Raw genomic sequence first — 15,319 nt, 5'->3', positions numbered from 1 at the left:
GGACACAGGACACCGGACACCGGCAGACCTGGACACCCGGCCCGTCCGGACGTCCGGGCCGCGCTCATGTTCAGCGGTCCGCATCCGGTTCCGGGACCTCCTTCCGGCCGGTGTGAAGGAGTAGTCCGCCCGGCCGCGGGCTGCCGGCCGCGCGGGGCGCGCCCGCCCGCTCCACCGGCGCCGTCCCCCGGTCGGTGGAGGGGCCCACCTTCCTCGACCCCTACGGTGACCGTGCCGCTGTCGCCGGGGTTCAGGAAGGAGGGCCTGTCGTGCTGTGGGGAACCCAACACCTCCACGCCTTCGCGCTTGCCGCGCTGTTGTTCGTCCTGCTCCCGGGGCCCAGTTCGCTGGGCACCCTGACGGCGGCCGCCCAGGACGGCCGCCGGGCCGGACTGCGCTGCACGCTCGGCGTGCTCGCGGGCGAGGTCACGCTGATGGCACTGACCGTGCTGGGAGCCGCCCACCTGATCCGGGCCGACCCCCAGGTCGTCGCCTGGGTACGCGGACTGGGCGCGGTGTACATCGCCTGGCTCGGCCTCGGCATGCTGCGCACGGCGCTCCGGTCACCGCCGGGCGCGAAGCCGGGGGAGCCCGGCCGCGATGTGCACGGGAGCACGGCGCCGGGACCGGCCGGGACGCGTCGGTCGTACGTCGTCACGGTGTTCAATCCGAAGCTCATCGTGTTCTTCCTGACCTCCTTCCTCCAGTTCGCGGATCCGTCGGCGGTCCACCCCCACCTGGCGTTCGTCGTCCTGGGCGGCACCTACGAGCTGATCAGCGCGAGCTACCTGACGTGCCTGGTGCTGGCCGCCGCGCGGATCGGGCGCGCGGTCGGCGGCCGCCCCCGGCTCACGGCCGGGCTCCAAGGTGCGGCCGGGGTCCTGTTCCTCGGCTTCGGCGCGGCTCTGGCCATGGGCCTGTAGGGCTCACCGGCCCCCGGCTCCCCCACCGGACTCCTCCGGCAGGGGGACCCCTTCTCCTGCGGGCCGGTCTACAAAGGGGACGGGTCGCGCCCGGCCCCGAACCTCCCTCTGCCGGTCCAGGCACCGGCGGCACATCCCCTCAGGAGAGCAACCGTGCCACGTGTCCTCAGCCCGTCCAGGGCTCCCAGCGCGAACCAGTCCGCCCCCCATCTCAAGCGCGCCGTCCTGATCGCCGCCGCGGCGGCGATGGGCGGCTTCCTGTTCGGCTACGACAGCTCCGTCATCAACGGCGCCGTCGAGGCCATCCGGGACCGCTACGACATCGGTTCCGCGCCCCTCGCCCAGGTGATCGCCGCCGCGCTGATCGGCTGTGCGCTCGGCGCCGCCACCGCTGGCCGCCTCGCCGACCGGATCGGCCGTATCCGCTGCATGCAGATCGCCGCGGTCCTCTTCACCGCCAGCGCCGTGGGCTCGGCACTGCCGTTCGCGCTGTGGGACCTGGCGATGTGGCGGGTGATCGGCGGCTTCGCCATCGGAGTGGCCTCCGTGATCGGCCCCGCGTACATCGCCGAGGTCTCCCCGCCGGCCTACCGCGGCCGACTGGCCTCCTTCCAGCAGGCCGCGATCGTCATCGGCATCGCCGTCTCCCAACTCGTCAACTGGGGCATCCTGCACCTCGCCGGCGGTGAGCAGCGCGGCATGATCGGCGGGCTGGAGGCCTGGCAGTGGATGCTCGGCGTGATGGTGGTCCCGGCCGCGCTCTACGGCCTGATGTCCTTCGTGATACCCGAGTCCCCGCGGTTCCTGATCTCCATGGGCCGCACCGACGAGGCCAAGAAGGTGCTCGCCGAGGTCGAGGGCACCTATACCGACCTCGACGCGCGCGTCGAGGACATCCGCGCCGCGATGCACTCCGAGGTCAAGTCCACCTTCAAGGATCTGCTCGGGGGCCGCGCCGGACTGCTGCCCATCGTCTGGATCGGCATCGGCCTGTCGGTCTTCCAGCAGCTCGTCGGCATCAACGTGATCTTCTACTACAGCTCCTCGCTGTGGCAGTCCGTCGGCATCGACCCGGCCGGCTCGTTCCTGTACTCCTTCACCACCTCGATCATCAACATCATCGGCACGGTGATCGCGATGATCTTCGTGGACCGGATCGGCCGCAAGCCGCTCGCCCTGATCGGCTCCGTCGGCATGGCCCTCTCCCTCGGCGTCGCCGCATGGGCCTTCTCCCAGCGCACCGGTGACGGGTCGTCGATCCACCTGGCCGGCGGGACGGCCCTTGCGGCGCTGATCGCCGCGCACGCCTTCGTGCTCTTCTTCGCGCTCTCCTGGGGCGTGGTGGTCTGGGTCCTGCTCGGCGAGATGTTCCCCCAGCGGATCCGGGTGGCGGCGCTCGGCGTGGCCGCGGCGGTCCAGTGGCTGGCCAACTGGGTCATCACGGTCAGCTTCCCGAACCTGTCCGAATGGAACCTGTCCGGTGCGTACGTGATCTACGCCTGCTTCGCCGCCCTGTCGATCCCGTTCGTCCTCAAGTGGGTGCCGGAGACCAGGGGCAAGGCGCTGGAAGAGATGGGCTGACCGACCGACCGACCGACCGACCGACCGGCCGGAGCCCGGCCCCGCGGCCGCCCTTCGCCGCCAGGCCCGCGGTGGCGGACCGCCCGGGCCGCACCGGCGGGTCAGCGGGTCAGCGGCCGCCGGCCCCCGGCCGCACCGGCAGTTCGACGACCACCGCCGTTCCGTGCGGCTCCACGCCGTCCAGGCTGAACCGGCCACCCATCCCCTCCGCCCTGACCCGCTGCGAAGACACCCCGATGTGGCCCTCCCGGGCCTTGGCTGCCAACTGGTTCCGCGTGACGCCCTTGCCGTCGTCGGTGACCTCGAGCCGCACCCGCTCCTCGGTCGCCTCCAGCCGAACCCGTACCCGTGTCGCCCCGGCGTGTTTGACGATGTTGGAAAGGAACTCGCCGGCGGCGCGGAAGACCAGCTGGTCCACGGGGGTGGGGCCGAGCGTCCGGCAGGAGAAGTCGAGCTCGAAGCCGCCCCTGAGGGCCCCCTCCTCGAAGAGCGAACGCAGGGAGTGTTCCAGACCGGCCAGTTCCACCTGGTCGGGGTGGAGCTCGGTCACCGAGGAACGGAGCTGGCGTGCGGCATCGGCGAGCGCGGTCTCCAGCCGGGCGAGGGAGTCCGCGGTGTCCTCTCCCGGCTCGGCCTGGCCGATCTCCTCCGCGTCCAGCCTGGCGGCCAGCACGCTCTGGAGGGCGCCGTCGTGGAGGACCTCCGAGATCTTGCGCCGTTCGTCCTCCTCCAGGGTGATCACACGGCTGAGCAGCACGGAGCGGTGCTGCACGAGGGCGGCGATGGTGGAGACCCGGGAACGCTGGACGGCGGACAGAAGCACGCAGCACAGCGACACGATCGCGATGAAACAGGCGTGGGTGATGAGGTACGTCCAGTTGGGTGCGGGGGCGGCGATGACCGCCGCCCCGATGTACACGGCGACCGAGGCGATGCCCGCGAGGACGGTGACGTACGGCACGATCTGGAAGGCGACGACGATGGGCACGACGAAGTAGAGGTCGTCGAAGAGGGTGATGTAGTTCGACGTGTCCTTGGGGAAACCGCCGGAGAGGACCAGGACCGTGGTCATCGCGGTGAGGTCGAGGACCATCGGCCAGAGAGCGGCCCGGAAGGGCGTCATCCCGTCCCAATGCAGGGTCAGGATGGTCAGGTTGACCGCCACGTAGGACCACATGATCGCGTAGACGAGCGCGGGGTGGTCCCGCGGCGGGAAGACGGTCATGTTCATGATGAACAGGGACAGTGTGATCCCGATCCGCACGCTGCTCTGGATGCGCAGGGCGAGCGATGAGTTGTCGCGCATGAGGGTCGCCACCGATGTGCCGGGCGGGACGTCCGGCCGCCGGAAGGACGGCCGTGCGAACCGGACGGAGCCGCCGTTCCACGCCATGTGACCTCCCCGGTCGGGTAGCTTCCATTATCGGCCGCCGGAGCCTTTGCCGCCGGAGGTGCGGCCGCCCGTCCTGCGGGGGACTGGCGCCCGTCAGAGGCTGTAGACGACCCCGACGCCCAGTGCCACGCACAGGCTCTGGAAGATCCAGAAGCGGACGACGACCAGTCCTTCGCCCCATCCCTTGAGCTCGAAGTGGTGCTGGAGCGGAGCCATGCGGAAGATGCGCTTTCCGCCGGAGAGTTTGAAGTAGCCCACCTGGGTCACGACGGAGAGGGTGACCACGACGAACAGCGCACCCATGAGTGGCAGCAGCAGCTGGGTACGGGACAGGATGGCGAGGCCTGCCAGGGCGCCGCCGAGTGCGAAAGAGCCCGTGTCCCCCATGAAGATCTTCGCGGGCGCCGTGTTCCACCACAGGAAGCCGAATACGGCTCCCGTGAGGGACGCGGCGACGACGGCGAGGTCCAGTGGGTCGCGGACCTCGTAGCAGCCGGCGCCGGGCGCGGTCGAGCACGGGAAGTCGTTCTGCCACACGCCGATGAAGGTGTACGCGCCCAGCACCATCACGGTGGCCCCGGCGGCGAGCCCGTCCAGGCCGTCGGTCAGGTTCACTCCGTTGGAGGTGCCGGAGATGATGAGGTAGGCCCAGGCGACGAAGAGCACGGGGCCCAGCGACCAGCCGAAATCCCGGACGAAGGAGATGCTGGGGGAGCCCGGGGTGAGGCCGTGCTCATTGGCGAACTGCAGTGCGAGCACGCCGAACACGACGGCGACCGCGCACTGGCCCGCCATCTTGGCCCTCGGCCGCAGTCCCAGGGACCTCTTCTTGGAGATCTTGATGAAGTCGTCGAGGAAGCCGATGAGTCCGAGCCCGAGCATGAGCATCAGGACGAGTAGCCCGGAGGCGGTGGGCCCGGTGCCGGTGAGCACCTTCGCCAGTCCGTAGGCGAGCACGGCGGCGAGTACGAAGGCGATCCCGCCCATGGTGGGCGTGCCCTTCTTGCGCTGGTGGGTCGTGGGGCCGTCGTCGCGGATGATCTGTCCGTATCCGTGTCGGGCGAGGATCCGGATCAGTGCTGGGGTGCCGACCACTGACAGGAGGAGGCCCAGGCCGGTGGCGATGACGAGCTGGTTCACCGGGCCTCTGCCTCCGCCCGGCGGGTCCGGTCGGCCTGGATCTCCCGGCAGAAGAGGGCCTGCCGGTCGACCGCGGCCGGACTCCGGTCCCCGGGCCCCGCGTCGAGCTTCGTGAAGCACTCGTGCGTCCCGCGCGAAGGGCCGGGCCGTACGGCATGGCCGCCGAGCCTCGTCAAGAGGTCGAGTGCCCCGCGCGCGGACGAGGTGGGCGTGGGGCGGCCGCGGGTGCCGCTGATGTCTGAGCTGGTCACGATCGTTCCTTCCTGCGTGTCAGAGACGAATCCTGGTCGGCCGTTGCCCAACGCCACGCTAAGTCCGGCTGTGCGGAAGCACTTTTGTGGCGGACGCGGCACGGTCCGCCCCGGCCCTCCGATCGGGGGAGGGCCGGGCCGCCCGCTCTCCGGACGATGGGCAGAGACGAACGATCACGGCAGGGAGGACCGCGATGACCCTTCGTACATGGTGGCGCCGGCGCAGCGGCCCGGTCCCGCCCCCCGCGGAGCGGGACCGCCGCGAGGCGGCGCTGGAGGCGGCAGCCGACTGGTGCGTCACTCGCGCCTACCACGGCGGGTACTCCGGAGTCCCGTACGAGGTGACCGTCGCCGACGTGCAGCGCTGCGCCGACCAGGACTTCGGCCTCCCCCGCGCGCCCGCCCGACAGGCCGCCGCGGCCATCCGCGAGCGCCTGTACGCCAGGGGCCGCAGGACGGGCCTGCGGACCGATGCCTTCGACCGGAGGTACTGCGCGCACGGACCGGACCGGCCGGCCGCCACAGGTGGCACGTCCGGGGCCGGTGGCGCGTCCGGAGGGTGACGCTGCGTCATGTGACGATGGGGGCATGAGGACACCGCCCCCGCGAACGGGCCGGCTGCGCCTGTTCGCCCCCGTACCCGGAAGCCGGCCCGCATCCGTCGCCGGTCTCGTCAACGGCGTCGCGGTCGGCCTGCCCCTCCTGGCCGGTATCGCGGCCGGGGACCCGGGGGCCGGTGCCTGGGCCTGTCTGGGCGGGTACCTCTCGGCCTTCACCAACAAGGGCGGCCCCCGCGGCCGGCGCACGCTCCGCCTGGTCACCGCGGCCGCCGTCAACACGGCCGCCTTCGCCGTCGGCGAGCTGGTCACGCACCTGTTCCCGCTCGCCCTGCTCCTGCTGGCGGCCCTGGTCCTCCTCGCGAGCCTGGGCGACGCCGTCCACCCCTTGGCCGGTCGCCTCGGCACCATGCCGGCCACGGCACTGCTGTCCGGCGCCGGCAGCGCCGCCGCGGGACCCGCGGATCCGGGGCGCACCGCCCTGCTCGTCCTGTGCGGAGGGATCTGGTACGCCGTCGCCACGGCCGTGCTCACCCCGGCGCCGCGGCTGCGCGAGGTCCTGGGCACCGTCGGAGAGCCCTTCCGGGAAATCGGTCGGCACCTGGCCCGCATCGCCGACGGCACGGCCACGACCGCGGACGAACACGCGCGGACCGCCGCCGCGCTCGCCCGGGCCGACGCCGTCGTACGGTCCCTGCGCGGCCAGGGCGGCGACGAGCGGATGGCCGCGCTCCTCGCCCCCCTCGTGCGCCACGCCGCAGCCCTGGCCGACCTGACCGAGGCGGCGGCGGCCGCCGGCGCCGGCCCGCCGCGGTCCGGGCCCGCCTTCACCGCCGCGGCGGGCGCCCTGGCCGACAGGATCGGCCGGACGGCCGCACTCCCCGCGCACCGGCCCGGCCGTGCGCCGTCCGGCCCGGACCCCCGCAGCGCGCTCGCGGAACTCGACGCCGCCTGCGACGCCCTGCGCGCGCGGGCCGCCGCCGGCCGGGAGCCCTACCCGGTGGTCGCCCGGGCCGCACATGGGCGCCGGCTCCTGGCGCGCATCGCGGACGAGGCCGATCTCGCGCACGCGGCGGCCGCGGACCTGCCCGTGAGCCCGCGCGCCCGGGTCCGTCCCGCCCCCGTCCCGGGCCCCGCCACCGACCGGGCCCGGCCGGTGCCCGGCTCCGCCGCCCTGCGCCACGCGGCGCGGGTCACCGCGGTCGCCTGCGCCGTCTTCACCTTGGTGTGCGCCCTCGGCCTGCCGCACGGGGAATGGGCGACCCTCGCCGTGCTCCGCGTGCTGCGCCCCCGGTACGCCGACACACTCGAACGGGTCGGCCAGCGCATCGCCGGGAACCTGATCGGCGGTACCTGCGCCGCCCTCCTCATCGCGGGGATCCACCAGCCCGTCGCCCTCGCGGCCGTGGTGTTCGCGGTCATCACCCTCGGCTTCACCCTGCGCCCCGTGAACTACGCCTTCTGGGTCGTCTTCGGCACCCCGCTGGTACTGCTCATCGGGGACGTCTCCGAGCCGGGGGACTGGCGCACGGCCGCGGTCCGGATCGCCATGACCCTGCTCGGCAGCGCCGCGGCCCTGGTCGGCGGCTACCTGCTCTGGCCGACCTGGGAGCAGGGGCGCCTCGCCGCACGGACCGAGCGGGCCACGGCCGCCACCACCGCCTATCTGGACGAGGTGCTCCGCCGCCTCGTCCCCCGGACCGTGCCGGGCACGACCCCACGGGGACCCGCTCGTACCGCCGCCGACCGGGCCCTGGCCGAGCTCCGCGACGCCGAGCGGGCCACTCGTCGCGAGCCCGGCCACGACCGGGCCGCCGCCGACCGGGCGGGGGCCGTCGCCGACACCCTGTACGCGCTCACCTCGAGCCTCGGGGCCCTGGCCGCTCAGCCCGCGCCCGCGGCTCGGGGCAGAGGCATCCCCGCACTCGCCGATTACGCGGCCCACGCCGGCGCGGCCCTGACGGCCCGCACGGCGCAGGAGCACGAGATGCAGGACCGGGCCCTCGCCGGGGCGCTCGACGAGATGCACCTGTACGTGGAGGAGCTCCACGCCCGGCGGCAACGGGAACTGGCCGCCGGCCGTGCCGGAGAGGAGACCGGTACCCGCGCCGCGATCCGCGAGGACGGGCCTGTCGTCGACCTGCTCGCCGTGATCGCCCGCCGCGTAGGGGCCGCCGCGGCGGCCCGTCAGGGGCTGACGGAGTCGAGGGCGGCGTAGGCGACCAGGTTGTCCCGGTGGCAGCCGCCCGCCGGGCCGGCCGGGACGGGGCTGGTCCGGCGCAGCTGCCGGTGCGCTCGTGGCCCCGTACACGGCCTGGGAGGGCTGCGTTTCCGGCGGAGTCCTCCGATGGGAGGGCGGCCGGAACGCCGCGAGGCACCCCCTTCGCCGGAGGCCCTCACCCGGTCATGGACGTAGCGCAGGACCGGCCCCCGGTGGATGCGCGATGGTGAAGGGCCCGGCGGTATGTGCCGGAGAACCGGTGTGCGGCCGGGGCGGCGCGGAGTCACCCGCCCTCCTCCACCGGTCGGGGGAAGACGGCCGTCGCGCCGCGGCGGATGCTGGAGATCTCGTTCCACCGCTCGAACCGGAGGCCCGGATGCTCTCCTCGCACGTTGCACGCGTTCTCCACCCGGCCCGGGGCGCAGCCGCCCGTCGCGCCGGCCGCCGACCCCGGGGCCGCGGAGTACGGGAACGCCCCGTACGCCCCCACCGCCCGGCACCTCGCCAAGGGCGCCGCCCCCGAACCGATCACCCTGCACGCCGAAGGCATTTCCGAGGTCCTGATGCGGCGGATCGTCCTCCCCGTCGGCGCCGCCACGGGGTGGCACTACCACCCAGGGGACCTGCTTGCGGTCGTCGAGCAGGGCGAGCTGACCCACACCGACGTCCACGGCAGGACCGACCGGTACGGCCCGGGAGACGCCTTCCTGGAGCCCCGCGGCTCCGAACGCGTGCACGAGGGGCGCAGCACCGGTGCGGACGACGTCGTCCTGCACGTGACGTACCTGAACCCTTCCGCAGGGCTGCTGGCCGTGCCGGTCGGCTGAGGACCGGAACCGAGGAGAAGTGAACCCATGTCCAAATACCTGATCCACGTCACCTACACGGGCGAGGGCCTCAAGGGCCTGATCGCCGAAGGCGGTTCGGGGCGCGAGCGCGCCGTGGAAGAGACGCTCGCGTCCGTCGGCGGCACACTCGACTGGATGTACTTCGCGTTGGGACACGAGGACCTGTACTGCGTGGTCGACGTCCCCGACCAGACCGATATGGCCGCCGTGGCGATGGCCGCGCGTTCCTCCGGGGCGGTCCAGTCGTGGGCGGTCCCGCTCCTCAGCGTCTCGGAGATGGACGAGGCGGCCAGGAAGACGGTCTCCTTCCGGGGCCCCGGCGCCTGACCCGGTCCCGCCCTCTTGGCGGGGCGTCGGCCGGTGCATACGGTTACCCCCCCCCGGTAGTCGAGGGCCGGAGCCCCGCACCGTCCATTCGAGGGGGGCCCGTGACCGACCATGCCCGCGCAGCCATCGAACATCTGTGCGATGCGAGCCGGTTCCAGTGGTACGCCGTACCCCTCCTGCTCCTGGTCCTGTACGTGTACGCGGCGGAGGTGCAGCGGCGGAACCGGAACGTCTTCTTCGCGGGCCTGGCGCTCTGGGGCATGGACTGGTTCAACGAGGTCTGGAATGCGCTCGTGTTCCACTGCACCGAACGCGCGCCGGTATGGGGGGCGAGCGGGCCGAGCGCGTACCGGATCCCGGTCGGTCTCAACATCGAGATCTGCCCGATGTTCGCCGTCATGGGGGTGGCGGCCGCCAAGCTCCTGCCCCCCAAGGGCCTGCGGATCCTCGGGGGATCCTCGGGACGCCCAACAGACCCGTGTTCGTCCTGGCGAACTCGGCTGGCTGTAGCCGGAGGAGCCGCCTCGGCGGGATGTTGGCCGGCTCGCCGGTGCTGTTCCGCGCCGACGGCATCGGCGTGAGCCGGCTCGGCCCGCTTCCCCCGACGCTGATGCCCGCGCTGCTCGAACTGCCCGACGCGGTGTTCCGGCAAGTGGCCCGGGCTGCCCTGAGGGCCGATGCCCGGGCCTGCTCGACGATGTGGGAGGACCCGCAACGGGGCCGGCCCACCGAGGTCGACAGCTTCCGGGTCGAGGTGACGGCCCTGGCCGCCCGGCGCGGCCTGGCCGCCCCGGCCAACGAGGCCCTCACGGCACTGGTCCACGAGACGCAGGCCGCGGAATCGGCCGACCGCCGGACGTGGAGCGGCCCCGAACCACTGGCGCCACTGGACGGCCGACGGCTGAACGGTCAGTAGGGGCCGTTCACGTTGTCGATCGAACCGTAGCGCTTCGCCGCATAGTTGCAGGCGGCAGCGATATTGGCCACCGGGTCGAACGGGTCGAATTTGGTGCCCGGGACGTAATGCTCCTTGAAGGTCGGATCGATGACCTGGAGGAGGCCCTGGGAGGGGGTGCCCTTGGCGGCGTTGGAGTCCCAATTGTTGACGGCATTCGGATTGCCCGAAGACTCCCGCATGATGTTGCGGTGGATGCCGTCGTACGACCCGGGGATGCCGTTGGCGGCCATCACGTCCAGCGCCCCCCGGATCCATCCGTCGAGGTTGTCTGCGTACGTCTTCCCCGCCGCCGGCGCCTTGGCCGGTGTCTTGGCGGGAGAAGTGGTGGGCGCCTTGCCCCTCGCCACGTCGACGCGGAGCTTCATGCCCGGCCTGATCAGTGACGGGTTGTCGCCCACGACCGCGCGGTTGGCCCCGTGGAGCTTCTGCCAGCCGCCCGTGACCTTGTGCTTCTCGGCAATGCCGGACAGGGAGTCCCCGGCGACCACGGAGTAGGTGATGTGGCCCTTGGGCGCGGAGGGTGCGGTCGGCGCGGCCAAAGGCTTGCTCGCCCGGGACTTGTTGGGGGCGGCCTCGGCGGCGGTCGCGCCGAGCAGGGGCAGGGCCAGGGCGGCCCCGCCCGTGCCCACGGCGAGAAACTTGCGACTGAGCTGGGAGTTGTTGGGGCGGCGGTGTTTGGCTCTTGCGGGCATGGTGCGTTCCTCATCGGTCCGTTACGGGTCACGCCGGGCGGTGCCACCGAGGCGGCTTCCGACCGGGGGGGCGAGACTGAAACGTATGCGGGGGAGTGGAAACGGATACCTTCCCGCTCCCTAACGCAGCCTTGCCCGCGGCGCTGCGGGCCTCGCCGAGGTGGTACTAGTCCGTACGCATGGCCGTTCGGGTGAGCCGTCCACCCGGGCGTGCACCGAGGATCGGCGCGGGTGCGCCCGCCGCGCCTCCCACAGCACCCCAAGGAGCCCCTCGTGAGCGACGCATTCCCCCTCCACCGCCATTCCCGGCGGCGGCACGCCGCGACCGCGCAGTTCCACCGGTGGTTCCAGCTCTATGAGAGACCCCGGACCGCGGAGCTGGTGGAGCGCCAGCTCCAGCTCTTCGCCGACGACTTCGAGATCCGCACCGCGGACGGCCGCACCGTGGCCACGCGCGACGGCTACCGGGACGGCGTCGCCGCCCTCGACCCGGACGAGCGGCACGCCCACCACGTCGAGCACATCACCGTGTCCGAGGTCGACGAGCATCGGCTGCGCCTGGCGGCCCGGGTCCGCTACGCGCGTCAGGATGCTTCGGGCCGGGTGGCCCGGGCGCTGATCGCCTACGAGGGTGAGCTGATCGGCTCGGTTGATTTCGAGCCCCTGTTCACCCGGCTGGAGATGACCGTGGTGGGGAGGGACGAGGGCGGCGTCTTCGAGGACGCCTATCCCGCCCATCGGTCGCTGTCGCTCGTGCACCGGTTCCTGTCCCTGGTCGAGGCCCCGGAACTCGGAGGCCGCGCCCTCGGAGAGCTCCTGGCCCAGGACGGCGAGCTCGACCTCGTGCTCGGGGCCGCGGCGGTCGGGAGCCGGCGCGAGCTGGCCGACTGGCTGCTGGAGTCGTCCCTGCTCCTCGCGGCGGGCACGAGCCGCCACTCCGTCGAGGACTTCCGTGTCATCGCGGACCACGACGGCCGCTACCACGTCAGGATGGATGTCGACTGGAACGGCGTCACCGCCGACGGCGCCCCCACGGCCGCACGCCTGCCCTACGCGTGGATCCTGAGCGACACGGGGGAGCGGTACTGCCGGCTCGTGTACGCCCGGAACGCACCCTGAGGTCTGGCCGACGCATGGAGGTACACGCGGACGGTCGTCCTGTCCGGGCTCCAGTTGACTTCCCGGTACTTCCTGTCGCCCCGGCAACCCAGACGTCCGGGGCCGGGACACGGAGCACTCCCGGGCAGGCTCCCTTCGGTGAGCCCCTTGCCCCCGGCCTCCGTCTGCCGGGCCCGGCAGACGGAAGCCGGGGAGACCGCCTCAGCGGGCGCCGAGGGTCAGGCCGAGGACGCCGATCCGCATGGTCCGGTCGGTGACCTGTACGTCGGTCGTCGTGAACAGCCGCCCGCCGAGGGTGCCCATGAGGAACGTCCGCACTTCCTCGGGCTGCTGCAAGAGCGTCAACCAGACGGGCCTGGGCACTTCCACGGCGCCGGTGTAGGCGCGGGGTGTCCCGTCGAGCCCGTCGGCGCGCGGGAACTGGCGCAGCGCGTCCACGGTGTGCAGCACCAGCTGCACGCTCGCCCCGCTCTTGAACCGCACGGTCAGGGGCGTCGTACCGGTGGCCACGTTGAAGTGGTCCACGCTCACCGTCCGGTCCGCCTGCCCGGCGCTGTACGAGTAGGGCGAGGCCGGGGCCAGGGTCGAGGTCGACCGGTCCCCGGGCGGATTGGACACCAGCGGCCGCCGGAGCGGCTGGTCGGTGGGCGTGAACGACCACCGGATCCCGGCGATGCCCTTCGTCCAGAGGCCCGTACGGCCGGAGCGCACGGGAGCGTCCGCTCCGCCACAGATGCTCCCGGGGCGCTCACCAGCGCCCCGGCGGCGAGCAGGGCGAGGGCGAGAGGGGTGGCCCGGCGCCCTCACGGGTTCGTGGTCAAACCGTCCTCCAATCCGGCGCCCACGTAGGGCGCGCGTACCGAACGTCCTGCCGCAGTGGTGCTCTTGCCGCGGCCGGCACGATGGTGCTACCCGAGGGCCCCGGGGTCGATCCACCGAACGGCTCGCCGGTGGGCCGGACCCGCGGGCCCGGCGTGATCCAGGAAGGGCGGTCTACGCCTGAAGGACCCCGCAGGGGCACCGTTCGGTGGATGCCGGACCGGCCCGCTCCCCTCCTAGGCTGGCCGGCGTCGGAGCAAACAGTCATCATGGAGCACACATTGGTCGAGGTCAGCGGTCCGTGCGACGGTCGATTCGGGTCTGTACGGGCAGCCTTGGAAGAGCAGTTGAGGTCCGGGGAAGAGTTGGGGGCGTCCCTGTACGTCGACGTGGACGGCGAGGCCGTCGTGGACATCTGGGGAGGGTACCGGGACGAGTCCCGAACCGTGCCCTGGACCAGGGACACCCTGACCAACGTGTGGTCGACGACGAAAGCCGTCACGACCCTTGCCGCACTGGTCCTGGTGGACCGGGGGTTGCTCGACGTGGACGCGCCGGTGCGGACCTACTGGCCGGAGTTCGCGGCGAACGGCAAGGAATCCGTCCTCGTACGCCACGTCCTGTCGCACACCTCCGGTGTCTCCGGCTGGGAGAAGCCCTGTTCGCTGGAGGACATCTACGAGACCGACGCCGCCGCGGCACGCCTGGCGACGCAGGCGCCGTGGTGGGAGCCCGGAACGGCTTCCGGCTACCACGGATTGAACTTCGGGCACCTGGTGGGAGAACTGGTCCGGCGCGTCACCGGGCAGTCACTGCGCTCGTTCGTCGCGACCGAACTGGCCGGCCCGCTCGGCGCGGACTTCCAGATCGGGGCGGACCGGGCGGACTGGCACCGGATCGCGGACCTCGTACCGCCGGCCGTCGATCCCCACGCGCTCGACGCGCTCGACCAGACAAGTCCCATGTACAAGACGCTGACCAGCCCGCTGGCGGGCGGGGACGTGGCGAACACGGCGGGCTGGCGGCTCGCCGAGATCGGTGCCGCCAACGGCCACGGAACCGCGGCGGGCCTCGCCCGCCTGCTGTCCGTCGTATCGCGAGGGGGCGCGGTCGACGGTCTGCGCCTGCTCTCGCCGGAGACGATCGACCTGGCCCTCAAGGAACAGGCCAGCGGCGTCGATCTCGTGATCGGGCTCCCCATGCGCTGGGGAATGGGCTTCGCGCTCCCCGAGGCACACACCTTCCCCTACGTGCCCGAAGGACGGGTCTGCTTCTGGGGCGGATGGGGCGGTTCGATTGTGGTCATGGACCTCGACCGCCGCCTGACCCTGTCCTACACCATGAACAAGATGGGCGGCGGGGTGGTGGGTTCGGAGCGTACGGAGGCGTACGTGTCGGCCCTGTACCGCGCCGTCCGGGAAGCCGGGAACTGACATGACCGGGCGACTGGGCGGATCGGTAGCGCTGGTCACCGGAGCGAGCAGCGGAATCGGCGGGGCGACGGGCCGGGCGCTGGCGGCGCAAGGAGCGGTGGTGGCCCTGCTGGCGCGACGGGCGGACCGGCTGGACGAGCTGGTGAAGGAGATCGAGGCGGAGGGCGGCCGTGCGCTCGCGGTCCCCTGCGACATCACCGACCGCGAAGCGGCCACCGCTGCGGTACGGCGCACGGTCGATACGTTCGGGCGGCTCGACATCGTCGTCAACAACGCGGGCAGCATGCTTCTGGGGGAGTTCGCCGGTGCGCCCGCAGAACTGTCCGACCGCATGGTCGCGATCAACGTCAACGGCCTGCTGAACGTTTCGCGGGCCGCCCTGCCGTACCTCGTCGCGGCGGCGGCAGCGGAAGACGGCCGGGGGGTGGCCGACCTGGTGAACGTCAGCTCCGTGGCGGGACGCAAGGCCGTGGCCGGGGGAGCCGTCTACGCACTCACCAAGTACGGGGTCGTGGGCCTGTCCGAGGGGCTGCGACAGGAACTGGCCGGCCGCCGCGTCCGGGTCACCGTGGTGGAGCCGGGAGCGGTGCAAACGGAGTTGGCCGACCACCTCGCCCCGGAGATCCGGGACCGGATCCTGACGGGGATGGACTACACGCCGATGGATCCGGGCGACGTTGCCGAGGTGATCGTGTTCGCCACCACGAGGGGACGCAACGTCGCGATCAACGAACTGCTCGTCCGGCCGACCGGCCAACTCCTCTGACGGGCGGCTCCTGCGAGCCGCCCGTCAGACACCCCGGTGGGGGGGGGGGGGGGGGGGGGGGGGGGGGGGGCCGCGCGCCCCCCCCCCCCCCCCCCCCCGCGCGCCCGGCCCCCCCCCCCCCCCGCCGCGGGGGGGGGGGGGGGGGCCGGCGGGGGGGCGCGGCCCCGCCCCCCCCGGCCCCCCCGCCCCCCCCCCGCCCCGCGCCCCCCCCCCCCCGCCCCCCCCGCCCCCCCCGCCGGCCCCCCCCCCCCCCCCCCCCACACCCCTTCCCCTACGTGCCCGAAGGACGGG

General features: G+C 72.9%; 16 protein-coding genes. 11 read left to right on the top strand and 5 right to left on the bottom strand.

The window, feature by feature from the left end:
• Positions 1-269 precede the first annotated feature (269 nt).
• Together leuE and ACFYM0_RS37045 are read left to right on the top strand one after the other, a co-directional pair.
• Complete coding sequence (gene leuE, locus ACFYM0_RS37050) at positions 270-923, top strand: leucine efflux protein LeuE (RefSeq protein WP_388509877.1); 654 nt, start codon at positions 270-272, stop codon at positions 921-923.
• Positions 924-1,148: 225 nt separating this feature from the next.
• A complete protein-coding gene (locus ACFYM0_RS37045; protein WP_388509916.1) occupies positions 1,149-2,504 on the top strand; it encodes a sugar porter family MFS transporter in 1,356 nt (451 codons plus the stop codon).
• A 109-nt stretch (positions 2,505-2,613) separates the two neighbouring features.
• On the opposite strand, the gene ACFYM0_RS37040 is transcribed toward ACFYM0_RS37045, so the two are convergent.
• The 3 genes from ACFYM0_RS37040 to ACFYM0_RS37030 all read right to left on the bottom strand — a co-directional run bounded on the left by ACFYM0_RS37040 (position 2,614) and on the right by ACFYM0_RS37030 (position 5,288).
• Positions 2,614-3,810 carry a sensor histidine kinase gene (locus ACFYM0_RS37040; RefSeq protein ID WP_388509874.1) on the bottom strand — a complete coding sequence of 399 codons (1,197 nt, stop codon included), beginning with the start codon at positions 3,808-3,810 and terminating at the stop codon, positions 2,614-2,616.
• Between the two features lie 180 nt (positions 3,811-3,990).
• A complete protein-coding gene (gene mraY / locus ACFYM0_RS37035; protein WP_388509871.1) occupies positions 3,991-5,037 on the bottom strand; it encodes a phospho-N-acetylmuramoyl-pentapeptide-transferase in 1,047 nt (348 codons plus the stop codon).
• Positions 5,034-5,288, bottom strand: coding sequence for a hypothetical protein (locus ACFYM0_RS37030; RefSeq protein ID WP_388509868.1), 255 nt, complete (start codon positions 5,286-5,288; stop codon positions 5,034-5,036). The genes mraY and ACFYM0_RS37030 overlap by 4 nt, the downstream gene beginning before the upstream one ends.
• A 194-nt stretch (positions 5,289-5,482) precedes the next feature.
• Here ACFYM0_RS37030 and ACFYM0_RS37025 point away from each other — a divergent pair, with 194 nt between their 5' ends.
• From ACFYM0_RS37025 to ACFYM0_RS37000, 6 genes are all read left to right on the top strand, one after another.
• Positions 5,483-5,851, top strand: a complete 369-nt coding sequence (locus ACFYM0_RS37025; protein WP_388509865.1) for a hypothetical protein — start codon at positions 5,483-5,485, stop codon at positions 5,849-5,851.
• A gap of 25 nt (positions 5,852-5,876) precedes the next feature.
• Positions 5,877-8,063, top strand: coding sequence for an FUSC family protein (locus tag ACFYM0_RS37020; protein ID WP_388509862.1), 2,187 nt, complete (start codon positions 5,877-5,879; stop codon positions 8,061-8,063).
• Positions 8,064-8,458: 395 nt separating this feature from the next.
• Entirely contained in the window at positions 8,459-8,893 is a 435-nt protein-coding gene (locus ACFYM0_RS37015) for a cupin domain-containing protein (protein ID WP_388509860.1), read from the top strand.
• Between the two features lie 27 nt (positions 8,894-8,920).
• A complete protein-coding gene (locus tag ACFYM0_RS37010; RefSeq protein WP_388509857.1) occupies positions 8,921-9,241 on the top strand; it encodes a GYD domain-containing protein in 321 nt (106 codons plus the stop codon).
• A 101-nt stretch (positions 9,242-9,342) separates the two neighbouring features.
• The gene (locus tag ACFYM0_RS37005; RefSeq protein WP_388509856.1) at positions 9,343-9,822 is read left to right on the top strand and encodes a hypothetical protein; all 480 of its coding nucleotides are present in this window, start codon (positions 9,343-9,345) and stop codon (positions 9,820-9,822) included.
• Positions 9,774-10,157, top strand: coding sequence for a ketopantoate reductase C-terminal domain-containing protein (locus tag ACFYM0_RS37000; protein WP_388509853.1), 384 nt, complete (start codon positions 9,774-9,776; stop codon positions 10,155-10,157). The genes ACFYM0_RS37005 and ACFYM0_RS37000 overlap by 49 nt, the downstream gene beginning before the upstream one ends.
• On the opposite strand, the gene ACFYM0_RS36995 is transcribed toward ACFYM0_RS37000, so the two are convergent.
• Positions 10,151-10,891: a transglycosylase SLT domain-containing protein gene (locus ACFYM0_RS36995; protein WP_388509850.1), complete on the bottom strand. Its 741-nt coding sequence runs from the start codon at positions 10,889-10,891 to the stop codon at positions 10,151-10,153. The two genes, ACFYM0_RS37000 and ACFYM0_RS36995, sit on opposite strands and share 7 nt — an antisense overlap.
• 273 nt (positions 10,892-11,164) lie before the next feature.
• On the opposite strand from ACFYM0_RS36995, the gene ACFYM0_RS36990 reads away from it, so the two are divergent.
• Entirely contained in the window at positions 11,165-12,010 is an 846-nt protein-coding gene (locus ACFYM0_RS36990; RefSeq protein WP_388509847.1) for a hypothetical protein, read from the top strand.
• A 201-nt stretch (positions 12,011-12,211) separates the two neighbouring features.
• Here ACFYM0_RS36990 and ACFYM0_RS36985 read toward each other — a convergent pair whose 3' ends face one another.
• The gene (locus ACFYM0_RS36985; RefSeq protein ID WP_388509844.1) at positions 12,212-12,721 is read right to left on the bottom strand and encodes a hypothetical protein; all 510 of its coding nucleotides are present in this window, start codon (positions 12,719-12,721) and stop codon (positions 12,212-12,214) included.
• Between the two features lie 377 nt (positions 12,722-13,098).
• On the opposite strand from ACFYM0_RS36985, the gene ACFYM0_RS36980 reads away from it, so the two are divergent.
• Entirely contained in the window at positions 13,099-14,262 is a 1,164-nt protein-coding gene (locus tag ACFYM0_RS36980; RefSeq protein ID WP_388509841.1) for a serine hydrolase domain-containing protein, read from the top strand.
• A gap of 1 nt (position 14,263) precedes the next feature.
• Positions 14,264-15,028, top strand: coding sequence for an SDR family oxidoreductase (locus tag ACFYM0_RS36975; RefSeq protein ID WP_388509838.1), 765 nt, complete (start codon positions 14,264-14,266; stop codon positions 15,026-15,028).
• Positions 15,029-15,319: the final 291 nt, after the last annotated feature.

Origin of the sequence: Streptomyces sp. NPDC006487 (assembly GCF_042870555.1) — a bacterium.
GTDB lineage: Bacteria > Actinomycetota > Actinomycetes > Streptomycetales > Streptomycetaceae > Streptomyces.
This window is presented reverse-complemented; position numbering and strand designations above follow the sequence as displayed.

Coding starts and splice junctions, on each gene's coding strand:
- ACFYM0_RS36995 (WP_388509850.1), bottom strand. CDS start 10,891: ATGCCCGCAAGAGCCAAACACCGCCGCCCCAACAACTCCCAGCTCAGT.
- ACFYM0_RS37020 (WP_388509862.1), top strand. CDS start 5,877: ATGAGGACACCGCCCCCGCGAACGGGCCGGCTGCGCCTGTTCGCCCCC.
- ACFYM0_RS37010 (WP_388509857.1), top strand. CDS start 8,921: ATGTCCAAATACCTGATCCACGTCACCTACACGGGCGAGGGCCTCAAG.
- ACFYM0_RS36975 (WP_388509838.1), top strand. CDS start 14,264: ATGACCGGGCGACTGGGCGGATCGGTAGCGCTGGTCACCGGAGCGAGC.
- ACFYM0_RS37000 (WP_388509853.1), top strand. CDS start 9,774: ATGTTGGCCGGCTCGCCGGTGCTGTTCCGCGCCGACGGCATCGGCGTG.
- ACFYM0_RS37025 (WP_388509865.1), top strand. CDS start 5,483: ATGACCCTTCGTACATGGTGGCGCCGGCGCAGCGGCCCGGTCCCGCCC.
- ACFYM0_RS37040 (WP_388509874.1), bottom strand. CDS start 3,810: ATGCGCGACAACTCATCGCTCGCCCTGCGCATCCAGAGCAGCGTGCGG.
- ACFYM0_RS36980 (WP_388509841.1), top strand. CDS start 13,099: ATGGAGCACACATTGGTCGAGGTCAGCGGTCCGTGCGACGGTCGATTC.